We start from the raw sequence: 18,546 nt of genomic DNA, 5'->3' as shown, positions 1-18,546 counted from the left end.
TTCACGACGGCTCCTGGTAGTGCGGATGGCGTAGACAACCGCTGCTCTACCAGGAGCCTCATACATTCAACAAATACGTGCTCTCATACACCACCCGGCTCCGCCGGGATCTCGGACAGCCTCTAAGCGTGATCTCCGAGTCCATCTGGTGGTCGAGTGCGCCGGCTCAGAGCACACTGCGCCCAACGAGGAGTGCGCGACGAGCAGACCCAGCTGGGCGCGTTCCCCGCGGGCGCGAATCCGCTGTGTTGTTAGTCGACGTTCGTCTGCAGAACGAGCCCGTCGCGGCCCGGCGTTGCCGCCCAGCGCACATCGAGCGGCCCGTTGAATACTTCTGGTGGAAGCCGAACCGCACTGTCGCTGACTGTTTCGAAGACCTCGAGGTAGATCTCCTCACCGGTCGGCGCGTCCTGGGTTGCTCCCTGGATGTCGGCTAGCGCCGCCCGTTGGCCTGTCTCATCGGGTGAGTACTGGTCTTGGTGGTCGTCGAACCACTGGTTCATCCAGTCCAGGAAGCGGTTTCGGCTGCGGATGATGGCAACCGCGCTGATGTAGGGATGGTCGTTGGTCAGCTTGCCGTTTCGGCCGAAGACCATGCGGGCTTCGCCGGGCAGTCCGTCCTCGGTAATGCTGACCCGGTGGACCAGGTCGCCGTACATCGCGGAGACAATGAGCTCGGGGTTGGTCGGGATCGGGGATCCGGCTTGGTTGTCCAGGACAGTGACCAGTGGCCAGCCGCGGCCTTGTAGATCGCGTAGCTGCCGTGCGGCTTCGTGGATCTTGTTTCGGAGCGGCTTCAGTGCGTCGGTGATCGACCTCATCTGAAGCTTGCCATCGACCGCGTCTTTAAACAGCCCGAGCGTTTCGAACGCTTTCACTTCCGCGACGATGGTGTGCCCGGCCGCCTGGATCCGCGCATCCGGACGCTTTGGTGTGTCGCCCAGGTCGTCAGGTTCACGGTCGTAGGTGTACTGACGCTCTTCCAAGTACCGGAAGAACCGGGCCTCCGCAGCGTCGGCAATCGGCGTTCCCATTTGAGGATGCTCCCATGCGAGAACAGTCTTCCAACCTAGACGCGCCGAATCTCTGCCTGACCAGCCGGGTTTTCCCGCGCAGCCGCCGGAGTGAAGGAAACGGCGACCGGGTCAGCCGACGTCGTCGGGATACTTCAAGCGGATCACCACGGTACGACGCACGCCTGCGTCGAGCATGGCCTGGGCATGGTGTTGGCCGTTGGTGAAGAAGCCGTCGCAGTCCGGGTCGATGGCGAACCCTGGACCGGCCATTAACGACTCGATCGCCTCGGTCTCCCAATCGGTCAGCCCTAGGGCCTCGAACTGCGGTGCGCACCACTTCGGAAGATCGTCACCGGAGACGCCCGCTTGTTCGGCGGCGCGTACGAGACGGATTGCGGCAGCTTTGACGTTGTGCCAGTCGCCGCTGTGGTACCAGCAGCAAGACAGGGCGCCACGCTCGGGACGCAGCTGTCGCGACAGCCGCCGACGCCAGGTGACGCCACGGGGCATGCATTTGAGCTCACGGAATGGCCGGGGCCGGGGCAGCCGCACCACCGGAACGGCACGCCTGAGGACTTCTGGTCCGGGCTCGGGGTCGGGATCGCCTTGTTGAGGCACGGCGCATCCTCGATGACGAGGGACCGATAGTCCGCAACGACAAGGGCCTGTCTCGGCAGCCTGCGCTATGGCGGCAGTAGGCTGATGCCTGACCTTCTTCGGCGGCGATCACGGATCAATCGACGCTCCAGGCATCCCATGACGTTCGCCATTCGGGTTTTCTGGTCGGCACGATCTCGCTGCCAGTCGCGGCTGATCCCAAGACCCGGTCGATGGCCTCGGCAGCATGGCGGTCGTGTTCGTCGGCATGCTGGCCGGAGATCTCGTCGCAGACAAAGATGATCATGCTCTGGTGGACGTGGGTCTTCGTGCCGTGGCCGCTGCGCTCGCGCACAGCCGTCCGGACCCGCGCGCGCAGAGTGGCCTGCTGATCGCCGGGCACCGAGCCGATCTCTGCATAGCCGTGCTCGAGGACGAGGTCAGTGACGACCCGGACGACTAGGGCGAGTCGGTCGTCCGGCGTCGGGGCGGGAAACAGCTTGTCCATCAGGGCCAGGCAGCGTTTGCACGTCGGGGCGAACACCATCTCCCGATCGAACTCGTGTAGCAGGCCACCTTCTCCGCTTGCCATGCTGACCCATTGTCGACCGCACAACGTCTTGTCTGACCATCGCCGATCCACCAGCGCGGCCTTGTCGTAGTTGTGCCTCAGTGCCGGCGTACCGCTGGCTGACTCCCTGAAGTAGTGCTCCGGGACCGCGCCCTGCCCCGACCCTGCCACGGCGGACTCGCCCGTGAGGTGGACTGCTGTTCCTCCGCTGGTGTTCGTGAGCAGGAGACCCTTGTCGCCAATGTTGATCGCATTAACTCCGTGCCGGTGCGCGCACATAAGTCCAGTATGGCCACGGCGCCGCGCTACCACTCCGAAATCATGCAGCAAGAACTCGAGCAGGTGAACAGCCACCACTGCGAAGCCTGGCTCTGTACTGCTCGATCGGCGCCCGAAGGCGCGAGAGTCACTGCTCGGTGCGATCGAGTTTGCCGCCGAAAGTCTTGCGGTTCTCCTGGGTGCCGTGTTGCTCGGGTGTGAGGACGGTATGAGGACGGGAGCGGCGCCCCGATTTCGACCGAGTCGCCTACGGAGTCTCTACGCCCGTCCTCATACCGTCCTCACACACGGGCCGATTCCATGATCGAAGTCGGAGTCCTCGGCTCTCCGGCTCGAGTCTCGGCGGCCCAGAAATCACAAAGCCCCAGGTCGGTAAGGCTGTCCTGGGGCTTTGCTTCAGTGCGCACGAAGGGATTCGAACCCCTAACCTTCTGATCCGTAGTCAGGGCTTTTATACAAAACTTCTTATTGAATTTTGGCATCCAAGCATGTCCTGTGCCGTTTCGTGCGAGTCGACTCGACTCGTAGCCGCCGTTTCGTGCCGCATGATGTCGGCGGTGAACGCGACGTCCGTTCTCACACCGCTCTCACAGCCCGAACGTTCATGCGCTAAGCGGCGTCGGTGAGATGCGTGTCAAACGCGACGACGAGACCGGTGTCCAGTGCGCGGGCGATGCGGAACAGGGTGCGGCTGGACGGCAGCGTGGTGCCGGTCTCCAGTCGGTTTATGGCGGGCTGAGTCATCCCTGCTCGCTTGGCCAACTCGGATTGGCTCAGGCCGAGCGCGGTGCGCCGGTCATAGATGGCCTGGGCGATCTGCCCGGCCAGCCGGGCCTCCTCATAGACGGCGCGGGCCTCGGGGTCGAGGTCCTCACCGGCGGCGAGCAGGTCACGCCGGGTCTGCCAGCGGTGATGGCTGCCGTTCACGATTCCTCCAAGGGCTTCAACGGGCGGTCGTACAGGTCGTGGCCTACACCATGGGACCGGGCGCACTCGGCTTGGGCGGCCAAGGCCCGGTCGACCTGGGCGCTCTCGCGCATCCGCGTCTTGCGGAACACGGTCAACAACACCACGCGCCGACCTGGGGCCAGCCAGTACGTCACGCGCCAGTCGTCGGGTTCAAGATGCATGCGAAGTTCGCGGACCGGACCACCAAGGTGACGTGAGCGCGGCTCACCGAACGTCTCAGGGGTGTCGGCGAGATCGTCGGCGACCTGCATGACCCGGATATATTGCCGGACCGGAAGCGCGTCGAGCCAGTCCCGGACCTCGGGCTCCAGTTCGATCTCGTACCTGTCCGACTCTGTCCGCATACAAAAAATGGTATACCCTGGTCGTGATCGGCGAAACCGGCTCACTCCTGAAGGCGCACGCCGGAACACCTGCGCTCGGGAAGCCCGGTAAACGGATGTTCGTGCGCCTCGAGTCGCCGTCAGCCGCACGCAGACGGTCAACGCCGGCATCGCGCCCTCGAGCTCGGCCCGGGAACTCGCCGCGTTCCAGAGCGTCCGCTCGCGCGAGGCACCCCATCATCTCCTTTGGGTGTGGCTTCGTTCGAGGGACCGGCCCAAACAGCGCACGTCGTGAGCTCTGCGAAACCGGGCACAACGAACGGCGTTGGCATGACCAGCGGCGCGGCGGTGAAGCAGGTCCCTCAAAAGAAGCCACACCCATCTCCTTTGGCGAGAAGCACCAGGTCGGGCGTGCGGATGGAGTTTTCGGCACGCCCAACGTTCCGCCCTCTCAGTGGCAGCGGCTGAGGAACCTGCCAAACGAGGAACCTGCCAAACTTGGTGTGCACCAACGGCTCCGATCCAGTGCGAATGGATCGGAGCCGTCTTCGTCAGGTATGCAGTGGCGTCACGGTTGGACGTCGGGGGTAAACCCGACGTACCCCATCCAGAGACCGGCGTCTGTGCCGGGGCCGGTGAGCGTCTGCGGGTTCTTATGGGTGGCCCACTGGTTGCCGTGGGTCTTCGGGTATGAGAAGCCGGTTCCGGTCGAGCCGGGGGACAGCGGACCCACCTTGGTGACATCTCCGCCGATCGCGGCGCTGTACGATGCCGCGTCGTTCTTGGCGGCGACGAACATCAGCGGGCTGCCGGCCGTTCCGCCGGGGACGTTGCCGAGGCTGGGGACGTCGATGAACATCGGCAGTGTGGCGCCGGCCGGCAGTGTGACCAGCAGTTCGCCGTTGTTCGTCGAGTGCGAGGTCTTTGCCGTCAAGTCCAGGGCCAGCAGCGATCCGTCGAACGACACGGTTTTGTCGGCCTCCGGGTACACGACCGCGATCGACGCGGAACCGTCGGCGTTGCGCTCGGCCCAGTTGAAGCCGTAGTCCGGGCCGTATGAGACGGGGGCGGCCTGCGCCAGCAGATCGTCGACCGCGGCGCCGCTGGGTCCATGGAACAGTACGACCTCCATCCCCTTGTCGCACGGGCTGTTGGGCGTGGCGGCCTTCGGGTTCAGATAGACCACGGCGACGCGGCTGTGGCCGTCGTCGTCGGCCATCTCGAGCTTGGCGGCGTTCGCCGGGACCAGCGCCTCGGCGCGTGCCAGGACCGCGTTGGCGAAGTTCTTGTCACTTGCCAGACTGCCGCGCGGCGACATCGGCACGCGGTTGACGTCGCTGATGAACGTCTTGCCGTTGTCGGTGGTGCAGTCCGCGCTGAGCTGCGGCGTCGTCGGGACCTGGAGTGAAGGCGTGACCGCGGGCTTGGGAGCCGGTGCGGGCGTTGTCGAGGTGTTCGGCGCACCGCCCCCGACGCTGCTGCCAGAGCCGATCGCCGCCGCCTTCCCCGTCGGACCGCCGTTCCCACCGGCGCCGAACGCGACACCGAGCGTTACCCCTCCGGTCAGCGCGAGCGCGGTCGTCGCGGTGACGACCCGTCGCCGCCGAGCGGCGGCGGCACGGAAGTCGTCCCGCGTCCGCCCGCGGGGGTGGCCGGCGCTGACGACCGCGTCGGCCTGCTCGGACAGCATCCCCCTGATCTCTTCTTCGAACTGGTTCTCAGACATGCGTGTTCCCCAATCGCCCCGCCGCGCTGGCGGGATCGGTCTGCTTGCCTTGGGCCGGTGTGCTCAACACCTCGCGCATTCGGGCCAGCCCTCGTGAGGACTGGCTCTTGACGGTCCCGACGGACTTGCCAAGGACGGCCGCGGTCTCGGCCTCGGTGAGCTCCTCGTAGAAGCGCAGGACGATGACCGTCCGCATGCCGGTCGGCAGCGTCGCCAGTGCCCGCCACAGTTCGTCCGAGCGGTCGACGTCCGCGTGCGCATCGCGGGTCGTCGGCCGATCCGGCACGTCGGCGTAGAACAAGGTGTTGCGGTGCTTCAGCCGCCGCCACCGCGAGTTCGCCAGGTTCACGACGATCTTGCGGACGTAGGCCTCCGGCTGCTCGCTCCGCTCGATCCGCCGCCAGTTGCGATAGGCCTGGAACAGCGCGTCCTGGACGAAGTCCTCGGCCAGCGCGTGGTCGCCGGTGAGCAGGTAGGCGACCCGGAGCAGGCCGTGCCGTCGCGCCGTTGCGAACTCCCAGAACTGTGCTTCTTCGTGCTCCCCCAAAGCCATGCCGCCACCGGCCTCCTCAGTCGTCCCGTCCGCCACGGACGCGCTGCGCGCGATCCGGCCGTGCCCGGGCCTGGCCGGGCACACCCCCTTAGAGGTCGCGTCCCGGCGAAAGGTTGAGACCCGGGCAGCCCGACTGCCGGACTGCATCGATCATCCGGTATCCATAGATTCGGTCGATAGAGCTGATCCACCGCGGGCCACGCAGATCAAGGGTCCACGTCTCATCCCTTGGAGCCGATTCGTCTCGCGCTGGATTCCGGGTGACACTGCCGGCGACAGGCCTGCCCATCTTGTGGCAGCCGAACGTGGCGATTGATCGGGTCTGCCTATCGCGACCTGCGCTCGCGCCTATTTCACTAATCAATCTGGCCGTGACAGCCTTGATCACGCCGCCTCGCGGGCCCGCAAGGCCCTGCCAAAGGCGCGCCTGAACGGCAAACCCCTCATGAGCGCAAGGAGATCCCCTATGGCCGTGTTGACCATTGGTGACCAGTTCCCTGTCCTAAACCGAGTTTCTGACCACCACAGCCCCCAAGTGGTAAGTGGTATCCCCGGCCATGTTCAGAAGGCGATCGCGAACCGGCCGTCAGCGAGTTTGCGCAGCCAGCCGCGGTCGGCGAGCTTGTTCATCTTCCCGCGTAGCGGCTCCAGCTTGCCCCGCTGCTCGACCGGCAGCCCCAGCACCGAGCCGACTTCTTTGACCTTCACCGGCCCGGCCGCCTCGCGCACGATCGCAAGGATCCGCCGGTAGTCCGGAGGCAGCGCGTCAGGACCGGCGGCGTCGGCGCGGACCGGGATCAGCAGCACCGACCGGCCACCCACCTGTGCCTCCTCCGGCGCCGGCGCGAGGGACAGGTACTCGACCAAGCCCTGCTCGCTGATCCGCTGCACCACACGCTCGGCCACCACAAGTTCGTCGCGCTCAACACGTACCTCGTCCAGCTGCTTGACCAGCTGTTCCTCCAACAGCTCCAACTCGGCACGCCGCGCGGCGATCCGTTCCAGCATCACCGAATCCGTCATGAAGCCGAGCGTAGGAACCACGCCCAGATACCGCGGTCGGAACTGCCACGAACCACCCGGACGAACGATCTACACCGAAGACACCCGCCCGCGACCAGTGCGAGCACCCGAGAGCCCTGTCACGCCAGGCACCCTGACCAGCCGAAACCAAGATGGTGGATCTTCAATGGGCCTGGGCCACGGCCAGACAGACCAGCTCGGCGTCGGTGACAGCCGCCGGCCCGCCTGGCGAATCCGGGCGAACCTTCCGCGAAGGGATGATGCGATCAGTGAGCGCGACATACAGTGCAGTCAGGAGCGTGTCCAGATCAGTGTTCAAGGTGACTCCCCGGCCAAAGGGTTCTTCTTAAACACCGATGCTGGACACGCTCCCTGCCGTCGTCAGCCGATCCGGCTACAGCCAGCCCCACGCCACCAACCCACATCAGTCATCTAGTGCAGTCGCCAAGCCGTGCGCCGGGGCCGGCGTCGCCGTTCCCGGCGAGTGCCGCGGCGAGTACGGCCCGAGGCGAAGCTGCGCCTTCTCGCGTCGGGGCCGTAGTGCCGCGCCCGCCGTCTCTCGGCCCGCAACCGACTTCCTCACCCAGCCTGGACGGGCTTCCCGGCACTCTCACGGTCGTCGCCGAACGATGGCCACCGGTCGGCTGCCCATTCGTTCCAGCTATGCCAGCCCTTTGGCGGATCGATGATCTGCCCCATGGAGAGTTCGGCATTATCGGGCTCCTGGAAGTAGGCCCTCGCGTCGGCCAACTCCTGGTCGGACATGGGGAACGTCTCGTGCGGCGCGGTCGCTTGCCGGTGGGCGACCCGGACCCGCTGGGTCTCCTCGTCCACGGGCATATACGCGAGCTCGAACGAGCCGCCTGCATCCTCCGCCAAATGTCGGATCGCGTAGCGCTCATCGCGCGACCAGCAACCGAAGTCCAGGACGACGGTGTTCCCCAGCCGCAGTACCTCGAGCGCGAGTTTCAGCAGCTGTCCCTCCAGGACGTCACGCTTTCCGTCCGCCTCCGGCTCTCCAAAGAGCGGGATCATCCACTCATCCGGCGTGAGCCGTAGCGCGTTCAGCTTCGTGGCCAACTGCCGTGCCCGCGTGGTCTTTCCCGCGCCCTGCAGGCCGACAGTCAGAATCAGCATCGCCATGAGCGGAGCCTTTCAGCTGGCCCTGCGCAGGTACAACAGATTTGCCCCCACTTGCCAGAGGGTCTCAACGGGGCCTGCGGCTGATGGTTGTCAGGGAACGCAGAAGATCAGTAGGTTTTTTACCATCGAAGTCTGAGCCGCCAGGAAGAGGTAGAAGGTCATGGCCGCCGCATGGGGGACTGTCATATCCACGGCCAGTGGAGCCGGCGCGACCATTCTGGGCATTCTCGTCGGCACCATGGCTGGACGGCGCAACGAAGCCCGACAGTGGAGCCGCGATCGGACGATTGCGGCGTATGAGCGTTTTCTTCAGAGCTTCGGCGCGGTGGAGATCGGCCTGCGCCACGCATACTGGGAGGAACGAGTCCCCCAGGGAATCGATTGGGAAGAGTGGAACGCCGCGCTGGTGTCCGTCAGCCTGGTGGCCGACTCCGGCACCGGAATGGCGGCCCTCGAACTCAGCGAGGCCATCGGAGAATTCAGCACCTTCCCGTTCGGGGAGCCGAAAGACCTGGAAAAGCTTCGCCAGATCCACGAGAGACTCGACAGCGCACAACGGAACTTCGTTCAGGCTGCCAGACGATCGCTCCATGCCGCGGACAAGCAGCAGGTGCCCTGGCGTCTGGGTGGGCCGCCGCGCTGGTCCGAAATCGTGGAGATCCACCAGCGAGACCAAGACACCGGCCACGTCATCCCCTGAACCCCTGTCACCGGCACAATGAACGTAAGTGGAGCTGGCGCGCAAGAATCGTCCTCGCGAGGGAAAACGCTAGTGCCGCCGACGCGGCCACGTCACGAATACGGGGCGACCGACCATATGTTTGAGATGCCCGCCCTGGTGCGCCAGAAGAGCGCGAACCTCGGACAGGTCGGCGAGCGGTGGCTGGCCGCTTTGCCGGACCTCGTTGCCGACCTGCGGCACCGTTGGTCGATAAGCCCGGTCGCGGCGTTGAGCGGTGGGTCGGCTTCCTGCGTGTTGCGCGTGCGGACGGGAGACGGCGGCGAGGCGGTCCTCAAACTGGCGATGCCGGAAACCGGCTTCGACGATCAGGTTCGGACCCTTGCCGACGCGCACGGCCACGGCTACGCGCATCTGCTCGCTGCGGATGCCGAACGTCACGCGATGCTGTTGGAGCTCTGCGGGCCGTCGATGGACCAGCTCACCCTGCCGCCGGAACTCGCGATCGAGAACCTGTGCCACACCCTCGCTCAGGCATGGACGGTTCCACGACCTTCCGGGGCGGCCGTCGACCCCGAACAGGAGAAGGCGACGCGGCTGGCTCGGTTCGTCCGCGACACGTGGGACCGGCTCGGCCACCCCTGTTCCGAGGCGGCGGTCGCGACTGCTCTTCGCTTCGCGGAACGCCGCGCCTCCGGCTTCGACCTGGACCGCTGTGTCGTCGTCCACGGCGACCCGCATCCAGGGAATGCTCTGCGGGCGGCGGCGTCGAGACCGGGCGCCGAGTCCGGTTTCGTCTTCGTCGACCCCGACGGGTTCCTCGCCGAGCCCGCTTACGACCTCGGCGTCGTTCTTCGGGATTGGTGTCCTCAGCTGCTCGCCGGCGACGCGAAGTCCGTGGCTCGTCGCTACTGCGCCCTGCTGGCCGAGCACAGCGGCGTGGACGAGACCGCGATCTGGGAGTGGGGCTTCCTGGAACGAGTTTCCACGGGCCTGTTCGTGCTGGCGTTCGGCGCCGAAGACGTCGCGCGGCCGTTTTTGGAGACGGCTGAGCTGCTCCTGTAACGGCGGCCGTCGGGGATGTGCGCCCGGCGCGACCCTCTGGCAGTATTCACGCAGGTGAGGCTCTATAGCAGGGTTTTTGAATCACGCAGGCGGGAAGGGGCGATCCGATTCATGGAATCGCGCGCGGCTTCGCATATTAAGTTGTCGTCCATCCCTATTCCGGTGCTTGTCGCGCTGGCAGCCGTCGGGTTCTTGGCAGTGGGTGCCGTACTCCTGTACATCATGCCGAAATGGCAGCATGGTCAGATTCTTCGCAAGAACCTGGCGCCTGGTTTAGCCCTCTTCGCCGTGTCCTCGTTCTTCAGTCGAATCGTGCTGTGGTACGGGGCCGTCATTTTTCTGCCGATGGCGCTGGCGGTGTTGGTGATAGGCAAGTTGCCCGAGGACCTTCCGGAGAGCACTGATCCGGCCATCCGTGATCATCCTCAGTATCCGGCGATTCGGCGACGGGGGATTGCCGCATCGATCGCCGTGATGGCGGTGATTCTTGGCGGAGCGGTCGTCACGGCCGTCGTCGTCAGGTGACTTCTACTGACGTGCACGGACGTCAGAGCCTGGGTGTTCCGCGAGGACAACAAGCACCTGAGCTACTGGCTGGGCCACGCGCTGCCGGTCATCGTCGTCCTGGTCGACACCCAGCGCCGCGCCTGGCTGTCACTGCAACAGCGCCCCCGCTGCGCCGGCCGCTGGGCGGTATCGGGCCTCGATGTCCGTCTCCGTGCCGCGGCGCCGTCGCAACGAGCCTTCCTCGACGCGCCTACTCCTGGGCAAGCCCATCCCCATCACCCCTCGTACCGTGGGAGTCATCAGGTTACTGATGTTGACGGCTCAGGCAGACGGGCGCGAGGGCCGATGGCTGATCGCCCACGTTTGTTCTGGGGCAGTCAGGACACCAGGCCAAACCGATGTTCTGTGGCTTCGCGAAGTGTCGCCACTCTTAGGGAGGGTCAGGCGTGACTGACAGTGGGGCGGTTCTGTCATCGGCGACCATCGCGGCGCACGACAATCTGCGCGCGACGGAATCGCGCATAGCGGGGGCCACGGAGGAGTCCGATGCGTCGGACGGGCAGCGGCTGTGGGTGCCCGGCCGGACCGTGCGGCGGCTGCCTGCGCAGCGGTCCTGGTTCCAGGTGGGCTACGGGTTCACCGCCGGAGCGATCCTGGCGTATGCGACTGCTGAGGCGATCCTGCGGTCCGCGCAGGTTCTGATTCTGGTCCTGCTCTCGGCGTTCCTGGCCGTCAGCCTGGAGCCGATGGTGGTGGGTCTGGAGCGTCTGCGGTTGCGGCGCGGGTTCGCGGTCGCCGTGGTGCTGATCGGATTCACCGCTGTGCTGGGCGGTTTCCTGGCCCTGGTCATTCCGCCGGTGAGCAACGAGGTCACGGCGTTGACCAAGGAGATCCCCACCTGGCTGCAGGAGATCCACGACCACCACTCCCAGTTGGGGAAGATCGAGGATCGCTACCACCTCGTCGCCAAGGCCAAGGCGCAGTTCGCCTCCGGCAACGCGGCCGGCAAGCTCGTCTCCGGTCTGATGGCCGCCGGACAGATCATCGTCGGCGCGGTCACCTCGACCTTCATCGTGATGACGCTGACGATCTACTTCCTGGTCGGCATGCCCACGGTGCGGGACTTCGGGCTGCGGTTCGTGAGCGCGCGCAACCGGCCGCGCAGCCGGGACCTGACCGACCGGATCCTGTTGCAGGTCGGCCGCTACATGCTGGCCAACCTGGCCACCTCGGTGCTGGCCGGCCTGGCCACCTTCGTCTGGTGCATGGCCGTCGGGGTCCCGTACGCCGCCGTGCTCGGCTTCCTGGTCGCCGTCATGGACATGGTCCCGGTCATCGGCTCGACCGTCGGCGGCGCCGCGGTCAGCCTGGTCGCGCTGGCGGTCTCCGTGCCGACCGCGATCGCGTCCTTGGTCTTCTACACCCTGTTCCGGTTCGCCGAGGACCACCTGATCAACCCGCTCACGATGAAGTACACGGTGCGGATCCACCCGATCGCGACGATGATCGCGGTGCTGGTGATGGGGACGCTGATGGGTCTGGTCGGCGCGCTCATCGCGGTGCCGACGGCCGCTGCGATCGGGCTGATCCTGCAGGAGGTGGTCTTCCCGAAGCGCGACCAGGCCTTGTGAGGTCGCCCCGACGATCCGTCGGCGTCGTTGAGGCGTCATGGTGGTCATGGCGGTCATCGCGGTCGGGCGGTCGCGGAGGCACCATCGCTGCCGGCTTGCGACACAGCAGTTCCCGCGCGGGTGCGGCCGGTTCGGTGACCGGCCGCAAACGTGCTGCGCTGCTCGTCGCCTACCCGTCGGTGACGGCGGCCCGCACCTGCTTGAGATGCCAGCCGGCGTAGGTCACGGCGCCGAGCGGTATCGGCAGCGCGAACGTCACGGCCCGGGTCAGCAGGATCGCGGTGGTGACGCGCGCCGCGGACGCCGGATCCAGGGACGCCGCCAGGTAGGTGGTGAGGCCGAGTTCGATGACGCCGAGTCCGCCGGGCGTGATCGGGACGGTGGAGATCAGCCGGGCCAGGGCGAAGCCGGCGAAGCAGCGGGCCCAGGAGACCTGGCTCTGCGGTACTCCGCAGGCCAGCAGGCAGGCTTGGAGCACGACCAGCCAGCCCAGGTCGCTGGCCACGGTCGCCAGCATCAGTCGGCCCCCGCGCTCGTGCAGCAGGTCCCTGGCCTGGTCGCGGAAGCCGATGACCGCTGCGGCCACCCCCATGGGCGCCGGGCGGCGCAACACCTTGAAGACGGCCCCGGCCGAGCGTTGCGCCGCCCGGCCGACGGCCTGCGCCACCCGCTCGTCACGCAGGCCTCTGCGAAGCACGACCACCGCCACGGCGAAGACCCCGAGGCTGATCGAAGCGCCGGTCAGCAGCGTCGTCGTCGCCCCGAGGCCGGAGGAGAGGCGGCCGGTGAAGAGCAGCACGAGGACCGCCGCACCGGGCGTCGCCAGCTTCGCCAACGCACTCCAGACCCCCGTCACCCCCGCGTACGCCGCGAATTCCCCCGAGGTCACGCCCCATCCGGCGAGCATGCGTCAGCTGATCCCCAACGCGATCGCACCGCCGCCGGGAACGGTGTTGGCCACCGCGGTCGAGGCCAGGTTCGACGCCGCCGCCCGCGGCAACGACAGCCCTGGGACGGCCGACATGATCAGAGCCCAGTTCGCCAGCAGGTTGACCAGCGCCGCCACGGCGACCATCGCGATCGAGGACGCGGTCATCGTGCGCAACGTGTCGAGCACCTGGCCGTAGGAGGCGAGGCGGGGTATCGCGAAGCCGAACACGGCGATGATCAGGACGACGGGGATTCCGATGGTGAACACGCGCCGCAGGGGCCGGCGGCGGAGTTCGGCTGCCGTGGATGGGTTCGGCTCGGGTGCGTCTGGCTCGGGCGCGTCCGACTTGGGCACGTCCACGCCGTCCTGGCCCGCCTTCGAGATTTCCACGTCTCACTCTCCCGTGCCCGACGGTACTGGCGCCCCCTTATACCTCGGCTGTGAGTTTTCATGTCCCGTCCGCCGAGCCTACGCTGCGCAAGCGGGGCGAGCGTTTCCCAGAACGCGACGTCGGCCAGGTTGGAGATATCCGCCGCCGGACTTGATAGCGGCGGCGAGACAGCGGCTCGCCGATCGCCGGCCAGTAGTCGATCCAAGCTGGTTCGGCGACTGTTCGATACTCGTTGATGACGCCCAGACTCGACTACCGGTGGAACCTGCGCCAGGTGATGGCCGCCCGCGGCATGTTCGCCACCACCGACCTGGCCCCGCTGCTGACCCAGCGCGGCATCGAGCTGTCCTCCAGCCAGGTCTACCGCCTCGTCGTCGAACGGCCTGAACGGCTCAGCCTCAAAGTGCTGATGGCGTTGCTGGACATCCTGGACTGCTCGATGGAAGACCTCATCGAACCGGTCGCCGCGGCCGGCGCCGCCGGCAAGAAGCGGACCGCCAGTGGCGAGGAGGCCGGGGTCGGCGACCTGCGTCCCCGACGCGCCCGGATCGCGAAAGTCGACGACTGATCGATGACCGACACGATCCCCGACGTCGTGGCCGACCCGATCGGCGTCATGGTCGACCTGGTCGCCGCGGTCGAGCCCGCCCTCGGCCGACCGGTGATCGAGGGCCTGGTCAGAGCGGCGGCCGGCGGCCGGGCCAAGCAGCGCAAACTCGCCTCCGCCCTGGCCGATCGGCCCCAGATACTGATCGACGGCCGCTCGCCTGCGCCCCGGACGATCGGAGACCTGCTGATCGCCCTGCGCAGTGTCGGCGCCGTCGTGATATCGCCGCCGGTCTGCGCCCAGTGCGGCAAGCATCTTCGGTCCCTGCAGCGCCGCGGCGAGGACTGGTACTGCGGGATCTGCGGAGAGCGACGCGAGCCCTGCTCGGCCTGCGGAAAGACCCGCTCGGTCCAAGTGCGCGACCGGGACGGCCAGCCTCGCTGCGGCAAGTGCCCGCCGGACGACGGCCGTGACCCCATCCAGACGGTGATTGAAGTTGTCGCCGCGATCGACCCCGACCTTCCAGTCCAGGCCGTGGTCGCCGCAGTCGAATCCGCGGTGCCGACGGCCGGCAGGCGCCACGCTCTGGCCTGGGCCCTGGCCGACCGGCCCGAGCTCCTCACCGGAACCGGAGCGACTGCGCCAACTCCGGCGGTGCTGCGGCTGATCGACGGGCTCTGCGACGCGGGATCGCAGTCGATCATCCATCCGGCCTGCCCACGATGCCAGCGGGTCCTTCGTCTGCACCGACGGATCGACGGGCAGTGGCTGTGCCGCAACTGCGTCGCCAAATCCAGAGCCCAGCCCTGCTCCCGCTGCGGCGCCGTCCGGGAGGCGGCGACGCGCGACGAGCACGGCCGGCCGCTGTGTCCGTACTGCCTGATCAGCGACCCCGCCAATCTGGAGAACTGCACAGTCTGCGCCCGGCGCCGCCGCGTCAGTGTTCGTACGCCTGACGGGCCGATCTGCGAAACCTGCCGTCCGATTCCGACGGTGACCTGCTCGATCTGCAGCCGTGAGGCACCTTGCGTGATCTCCAAGGCCACCGGACAGCCGTGGCGCCACGCCTGCGCGCAGCGCTGGGCCCGTTGCGACCAGTGCGGCCAAGTCCGCCGGATCCGCAGCGGCACGATCACCAAGCCTGTGTGCTCGACCTGCACGCGCGAGGACCCGGAGTTCTGGCGCAGCTGCTCGGACTGCGGGCAGCCCGGACGCATCCGCGCCGGACGATGCGCCCGCTGCACCGTTGACCGGCGGCTGCATGAGCTCCTCGCCGACGCCGACGGCCGGATCCGCCCCCACCTGGAACCCCTCTACCAGACCCTTGCCAAAGCCGAGCGGCCCGGAACCGTGGCCGCCTGGCTGGACAAGGGCGGTGCCCCGGCGATCCTGCGCGAGCTGGAGGCCACCGATCAGATGCTCACCCACCAAGCCCTGGACTCCCGACCAGCTGGCAAGCCGGTTGAACATCTGCGCGCCGTCCTGGTCGCCATCGGCACGCTGCCGCCGCGCGACGAGCAGATGACCCGGCTGGAACGATGGATCACAGCGACGATCGCCGACCGCGGCGACCCCGAGGAACGAGGGCTCCTGCACCGCTACGCCGTCTGGCACCTGCTCCGGAGGCTGCGCCGTCGCAGCGACGGCGAGAACATCACCCACAACCAACTCGTCGCAGTCCGTCAGCATCTCCGCGCCGCCACGGTCCTGCTCGACTGGCTCACCGGCCACGGCCTCACCCTGGCCACCTGCACGCAAGGCGACCTGGAGGCCTGGCTCTGTGAACCCGAAGCCACCCACCGCCGAGAAGCCGGGCACTTTGTCCGCTGGGCCAAGAACCAGAAGCTGACCGGCGTCGACCTTCCCGCCGTCAAATGGGGCGGTCCGACCCGCGCCATCGACACCGAGGCCCGCTGGGAACAAGCCCGCCGACTGCTCCACGATGACACCATCGCCCCCGACGACCGCGTCGCAGGCCTGCTCGTCCTGCTCTACGCCCAGTGGCCCGCCACGATCAGCCGCCTGACACTCGACCACGTCCAGACCACCGACGAACAGACCCGGCTCAGTCTCGGCCACGAACCCCTCGTGCTCCCCGAGCCACTCGCCGGCCTGGTCCGCCAACTCGTCGCCACGCGCAGAGGCCACGCCACCCTCGGCGACGCCGGGAACTCGCGCTGGCTGTTCCCCGGCGGACAACCCGGCCGTCCGGTCAGCGCCTACCAGCTCGCCGAACGCGTCCGCCAACTCGGGATCAGCCCCGGCCAGGCTCGATCGACGGCGTTGTTCGGACTCGCCACCGATTTGCCCGCCGCCCTGCTGGCCCGCATGCTCGGCATCCACATCTCGGTTGCCGTCGCCTGGCAACGCGCCAGCAACGGCGACTGGACCGGCTACGCCGCCGATGTCAGCCGACGCGGCACGACCGCGACCTCCACGAACAGGACTCCCTGAATGAGCAAGCCCGTCGAGGTCGAGGACTACGACCCGCGATGGCCCGAGGTTTACGCCATGCTCAGCGAGCCGCTCTACTCGGCGCTGAGCGGGATCGCACAGCGGATCGAGCACGTCGGCAGCACTTCGGTCCCCGGCCTGGCAGCCAAGCCGATCATCGACCTGACCGTTGTCATCGGCACTCGGGACGACCTGCCCGCCGCTATCAATGCACTGCGGGCCATCGGCTACCACCACGAAGGCGACCTCGGCATCCCCGGCCGCGAAGCCTTCACGACTCCGCCAGGCGCCCCGTCCCACCACCTCTACGTCTGCGCGAAGAACAGTCCGCAGCTGGCGCAGCAGCTCATGTTTCGCGACTTCCTGCGCGCGCATCCCGACATCGCGTTGGCCTACGCGACACTGAAGCGGTCTCTCGCGGAGCGGTTCACCTACGACAGGTCCGCCTACACCGCGGCGAAATCGGCCTTCATCGAACAGACTCTGACCAAGGCGACGGACCTCACGCAGTCGGGCGACAGCGGAGTCCCCAACGACGCCCCACAGTGAAGGGTATTCAGACAGTTCCAATAACTGACTCCGCCAGAGCATGTTCATTCCGAGCGGATCGAAGAAGCCTGGCTCACCGGCAGCCAGCGCGCCGCCCGACGCCTGGAAGGGCTGGCCCGATGAAGTGGAACCTGCGCCTGGCCGCGGCGAACCGCGGGATCTGGAAGGCCTCGGACCTGCAGCGTTCCCTGGCGGAGCACGGCCTGGTGATCTCGGCGGGAAAGATGAGCGGTCTGTGGTCCGGCCAGCCGGCCAGCGTCAAACTCGACGACCTCGACATCATCTGCGCGGTCCTGGGCTGCCAGATCGGCGACCTGCTGATCCCCGAGACCGAGCACGTCGCTCGGCTGGACGATCAGGCCTGGCCTGCCGCGGCGACGGGGACCAGCGGCCTGACGGTCGTGCCGCGCCGCCGCGACGGCCGCACTCTGCCGCCACTGTGAGCCGATCGCTGCGCGACAGCGCGAAGCCCGCCGTCAGCTGTGTGGCCTGCTTCGCCTGGGGCATCCTGCCCGGTCGGCGCTGCCGGGCCTGCTTCAGTTTCAAGACCAACCACGCCGAAGGCGACTGCGTCGGCTGCCGCCTGAAAGTCCCGGTGAAGAAGGAGTACTGCCGTCTGTGCTGGCACCAAGCCGGCATGGAGTCCCGCGGCATCACCAGGACCGCCGAGCCGTACTTGGAGAAGATCCGGTTCCAGCAGCTGTTCCTCGCCGATCTGCAATACCCGCGTCAGTCCGACGTCCGGCCGGGCAAAGCCGGACGCAGGGCCCCGCAGATCAAGCCGGCACCCGAGCCGGTCCCGGCGCCGTCGGGCTGGGTTCAGCCGCCGCTATTCGACCAGCCCCCACGAGACTTCGCCGGCTTCGACCGGTTCCGGCACTCCGGTCCCGCCAACGCCCACCTCGTCCAGGCCCGCCGCCAGTTGACACTGATCGCCGAGGCACGCGGCTGGTCCGACGAGGTGGTCGACGACGTCGACCACGCTCTGGCCGTCGTGCTGTCCGGCCACGCCGAGACCGACACGGTCCGCTACTCCGAACTCATCCCCGCGCTGCGCCAGCGCGGACTACGGATCGGCCGCGCCGCCGAAGTCCTCGATGCCGCCGGACTCCTGCACGACGACCGGATCCCGGCGTTCGAGACCTGGATGCAGCGCAAACTCGCCGACGTTGCCCCGGGCATCACCACCGACGTCCAGGCATGGCTGCGGACCCTCCACGACGGTGGACCACGAACCCGTCCCCGCGACCCCGCGACCGTTTGGAAGTACCTCAATGCGATCCTTCCCGTCCTCACCGACTGGACGACGCGCTTCGACCATCTGCGGGAAGTCACCGCCGACGACGTGCAGACCGCGGTGGCCGCACTACGTGGCCACCAGCGCCACCACGTCTGCGTCGTGCTGCGGTCGCTGTTCAGCCACGGCAAGCAGAACGGGACGATCTTCCGGAACCCGGCCGCCCGTCTCAGAGGGCGGGCTGTAAGTTAATGCCCGTTTTGCCGTTGGCTGCGGGTTAGGGTTGCTGGTCGGCGGCCGGTTCGGCGGTCGGCGGGTGTGCGAGGGTGAACAATCCCGGTTCGTTCTCGACGAC

General features: G+C 67.4%; 21 protein-coding genes and 1 pseudogene. 10 read left to right on the top strand and 12 right to left on the bottom strand.

From position 1 onward, the window contains the following. Nucleotides 1–251 precede the first annotated feature (251 nt). From IZR01_RS37910 to IZR01_RS37865, 10 genes and pseudogenes are all read right to left on the bottom strand, one after another. Nucleotides 252–1,034: a hypothetical protein gene (locus IZR01_RS37910; RefSeq protein ID WP_194899967.1), complete on the bottom strand. Its 783-nt coding sequence runs from the start codon at nt 1,032–1,034 to the stop codon at nt 252–254. Between the two features lie 111 nt (nt 1,035–1,145). Next, entirely contained in the window at nt 1,146–1,526 is a 381-nt protein-coding gene (locus IZR01_RS37905) for a hypothetical protein (RefSeq protein ID WP_194899968.1), read from the bottom strand. A 223-nt stretch (nt 1,527–1,749) separates the two neighbouring features. Continuing rightward, complete coding sequence (locus tag IZR01_RS37900; protein ID WP_228561060.1) at nt 1,750–2,538, bottom strand: hypothetical protein; 789 nt, start codon at nt 2,536–2,538, stop codon at nt 1,750–1,752. A 534-nt stretch (nt 2,539–3,072) separates the two neighbouring features. Further along, the gene (locus tag IZR01_RS37895) at nt 3,073–3,390 is read right to left on the bottom strand and encodes a helix-turn-helix transcriptional regulator (RefSeq protein WP_194926671.1); all 318 of its coding nucleotides are present in this window, start codon (nt 3,388–3,390) and stop codon (nt 3,073–3,075) included. Beyond that, complete coding sequence (locus IZR01_RS37890) at nt 3,387–3,776, bottom strand: type II toxin-antitoxin system RelE/ParE family toxin (protein WP_194926670.1); 390 nt, start codon at nt 3,774–3,776, stop codon at nt 3,387–3,389. Before IZR01_RS37890 ends, IZR01_RS37895 begins: the two co-directional genes overlap by 4 nt. A 547-nt stretch (nt 3,777–4,323) precedes the next feature. Next, on the bottom strand, nt 4,324–5,481 hold the full coding sequence (locus tag IZR01_RS37885; protein WP_194926669.1) for a hypothetical protein: 1,158 nt from the start codon (nt 5,479–5,481) through the stop codon (nt 4,324–4,326). Then, nucleotides 5,474–6,034, bottom strand: a complete 561-nt coding sequence (locus IZR01_RS37880; protein ID WP_194926668.1) for a SigE family RNA polymerase sigma factor — start codon at nt 6,032–6,034, stop codon at nt 5,474–5,476. The genes IZR01_RS37885 and IZR01_RS37880 overlap by 8 nt, the downstream gene beginning before the upstream one ends. A 561-nt stretch (nt 6,035–6,595) precedes the next feature. Further along, entirely contained in the window at nt 6,596–7,057 is a 462-nt protein-coding gene (locus tag IZR01_RS37875; protein WP_228561059.1) for a hypothetical protein, read from the bottom strand. A 172-nt stretch (nt 7,058–7,229) separates the two neighbouring features. Continuing rightward, a pseudogene (locus IZR01_RS37870) lies at nt 7,230–7,376 on the bottom strand (IS982 family transposase); the annotation flags it as partial. A gap of 260 nt (nt 7,377–7,636) precedes the next feature. Further along, on the bottom strand, nt 7,637–8,200 hold the full coding sequence (locus IZR01_RS37865) for a P-loop nucleotide/nucleoside kinase family protein (RefSeq protein ID WP_194926666.1): 564 nt from the start codon (nt 8,198–8,200) through the stop codon (nt 7,637–7,639). A gap of 160 nt (nt 8,201–8,360) precedes the next feature. On the opposite strand from IZR01_RS37865, the gene IZR01_RS37860 reads away from it, so the two are divergent. From IZR01_RS37860 to IZR01_RS37840, 5 genes are all read left to right on the top strand, one after another. Continuing rightward, nucleotides 8,361–8,900, top strand: a complete 540-nt coding sequence (locus IZR01_RS37860) for a hypothetical protein (protein WP_194926665.1) — start codon at nt 8,361–8,363, stop codon at nt 8,898–8,900. A 126-nt stretch (nt 8,901–9,026) separates the two neighbouring features. Continuing rightward, a complete protein-coding gene (locus tag IZR01_RS37855) occupies nt 9,027–9,944 on the top strand; it encodes an aminoglycoside phosphotransferase family protein (RefSeq protein ID WP_228561058.1) in 918 nt (305 codons plus the stop codon). A gap of 111 nt (nt 9,945–10,055) precedes the next feature. After that, nucleotides 10,056–10,469 carry a hypothetical protein gene (locus tag IZR01_RS37850; protein ID WP_194926663.1) on the top strand — a complete coding sequence of 138 codons (414 nt, stop codon included), beginning with the start codon at nt 10,056–10,058 and terminating at the stop codon, nt 10,467–10,469. A gap of 33 nt (nt 10,470–10,502) precedes the next feature. Next, nucleotides 10,503–10,901 (top strand): DUF4365 domain-containing protein, encoded by a 399-nt coding sequence (locus IZR01_RS54505; protein WP_194926662.1) that lies wholly within the window; start codon nt 10,503–10,505, stop codon nt 10,899–10,901. Continuing rightward, a complete protein-coding gene (locus tag IZR01_RS37840) occupies nt 10,898–12,082 on the top strand; it encodes an AI-2E family transporter (RefSeq protein ID WP_194926661.1) in 1,185 nt (394 codons plus the stop codon). The genes IZR01_RS54505 and IZR01_RS37840 overlap by 4 nt, the downstream gene beginning before the upstream one ends. A gap of 169 nt (nt 12,083–12,251) precedes the next feature. On the opposite strand, the gene IZR01_RS37835 is transcribed toward IZR01_RS37840, so the two are convergent. Both IZR01_RS37835 and IZR01_RS37830 read right to left on the bottom strand, forming a co-directional pair. Beyond that, entirely contained in the window at nt 12,252–12,989 is a 738-nt protein-coding gene (locus IZR01_RS37835) for a lysylphosphatidylglycerol synthase domain-containing protein (RefSeq protein WP_194926660.1), read from the bottom strand. Between the two features lie 3 nt (nt 12,990–12,992). Then, nucleotides 12,993–13,403 carry a hypothetical protein gene (locus IZR01_RS37830; RefSeq protein ID WP_194926659.1) on the bottom strand — a complete coding sequence of 137 codons (411 nt, stop codon included), beginning with the start codon at nt 13,401–13,403 and terminating at the stop codon, nt 12,993–12,995. A 236-nt stretch (nt 13,404–13,639) separates the two neighbouring features. On the opposite strand from IZR01_RS37830, the gene IZR01_RS37825 reads away from it, so the two are divergent. The 5 genes from IZR01_RS37825 to IZR01_RS37805 all read left to right on the top strand — a co-directional run bounded on the left by IZR01_RS37825 (nt 13,640) and on the right by IZR01_RS37805 (nt 18,443). After that, nucleotides 13,640–13,972: a helix-turn-helix domain-containing protein gene (locus IZR01_RS37825; RefSeq protein WP_194926658.1), complete on the top strand. Its 333-nt coding sequence runs from the start codon at nt 13,640–13,642 to the stop codon at nt 13,970–13,972. Between the two features lie 3 nt (nt 13,973–13,975). After that, nucleotides 13,976–16,405 (top strand): site-specific integrase, encoded by a 2,430-nt coding sequence (locus IZR01_RS37820; protein ID WP_194926657.1) that lies wholly within the window; start codon nt 13,976–13,978, stop codon nt 16,403–16,405. Continuing rightward, entirely contained in the window at nt 16,406–16,954 is a 549-nt protein-coding gene (locus tag IZR01_RS37815; protein WP_194926656.1) for a GrpB family protein, read from the top strand. Between the two features lie 119 nt (nt 16,955–17,073). Further along, nucleotides 17,074–17,397: a helix-turn-helix domain-containing protein gene (locus tag IZR01_RS37810; RefSeq protein ID WP_194926655.1), complete on the top strand. Its 324-nt coding sequence runs from the start codon at nt 17,074–17,076 to the stop codon at nt 17,395–17,397. Next, complete coding sequence (locus IZR01_RS37805; protein WP_194926654.1) at nt 17,394–18,443, top strand: hypothetical protein; 1,050 nt, start codon at nt 17,394–17,396, stop codon at nt 18,441–18,443. Before IZR01_RS37810 ends, IZR01_RS37805 begins: the two co-directional genes overlap by 4 nt. The last annotated feature ends 103 nt before the right edge of the window (nt 18,444–18,546 follow it).

This window comes from Catenulispora pinisilvae (assembly GCF_015356865.1).
GTDB classification, from domain to species: Bacteria; Actinomycetota; Actinomycetes; order Streptomycetales; family Catenulisporaceae; genus Catenulispora; species Catenulispora pinisilvae.
Note: the sequence above shows the minus strand (reverse complement) of the source record. Positions and strands in the feature narration are given on the sequence as shown.

Bases quoted from the DNA above. Each gene is read 5' to 3' on its own strand.
- IZR01_RS37910 (WP_194899967.1), bottom strand. From the start codon at position 1,034: ATGGGAACGCCGATTGCCGACGCTGCGGAGGCCCGGTTCTTCCGGTAC.
- IZR01_RS37855 (WP_228561058.1), top strand. From the start codon at position 9,027: ATGCCCGCCCTGGTGCGCCAGAAGAGCGCGAACCTCGGACAGGTCGGC.
- IZR01_RS37890 (WP_194926670.1), bottom strand. From the start codon at position 3,776: ATGCGGACAGAGTCGGACAGGTACGAGATCGAACTGGAGCCCGAGGTC.
- IZR01_RS37850 (WP_194926663.1), top strand. From the start codon at position 10,056: ATGGAATCGCGCGCGGCTTCGCATATTAAGTTGTCGTCCATCCCTATT.
- IZR01_RS37905 (WP_194899968.1), bottom strand. From the start codon at position 1,526: ATGCCCCGTGGCGTCACCTGGCGTCGGCGGCTGTCGCGACAGCTGCGT.
- IZR01_RS37820 (WP_194926657.1), top strand. From the start codon at position 13,976: ATGACCGACACGATCCCCGACGTCGTGGCCGACCCGATCGGCGTCATG.
- IZR01_RS37835 (WP_194926660.1), bottom strand. From the start codon at position 12,989: ATGCTCGCCGGATGGGGCGTGACCTCGGGGGAATTCGCGGCGTACGCG.
- IZR01_RS37815 (WP_194926656.1), top strand. From the start codon at position 16,406: ATGAGCAAGCCCGTCGAGGTCGAGGACTACGACCCGCGATGGCCCGAG.
- IZR01_RS37825 (WP_194926658.1), top strand. From the start codon at position 13,640: ATGACGCCCAGACTCGACTACCGGTGGAACCTGCGCCAGGTGATGGCC.
- IZR01_RS37865 (WP_194926666.1), bottom strand. From the start codon at position 8,200: ATGGCGATGCTGATTCTGACTGTCGGCCTGCAGGGCGCGGGAAAGACC.
- IZR01_RS37875 (WP_228561059.1), bottom strand. From the start codon at position 7,057: ATGACGGATTCGGTGATGCTGGAACGGATCGCCGCGCGGCGTGCCGAG.
- IZR01_RS37885 (WP_194926669.1), bottom strand. From the start codon at position 5,481: ATGTCTGAGAACCAGTTCGAAGAAGAGATCAGGGGGATGCTGTCCGAG.
- IZR01_RS37860 (WP_194926665.1), top strand. From the start codon at position 8,361: ATGGCCGCCGCATGGGGGACTGTCATATCCACGGCCAGTGGAGCCGGC.
- IZR01_RS37810 (WP_194926655.1), top strand. From the start codon at position 17,074: ATGAAGTGGAACCTGCGCCTGGCCGCGGCGAACCGCGGGATCTGGAAG.
- IZR01_RS37880 (WP_194926668.1), bottom strand. From the start codon at position 6,034: ATGGCTTTGGGGGAGCACGAAGAAGCACAGTTCTGGGAGTTCGCAACG.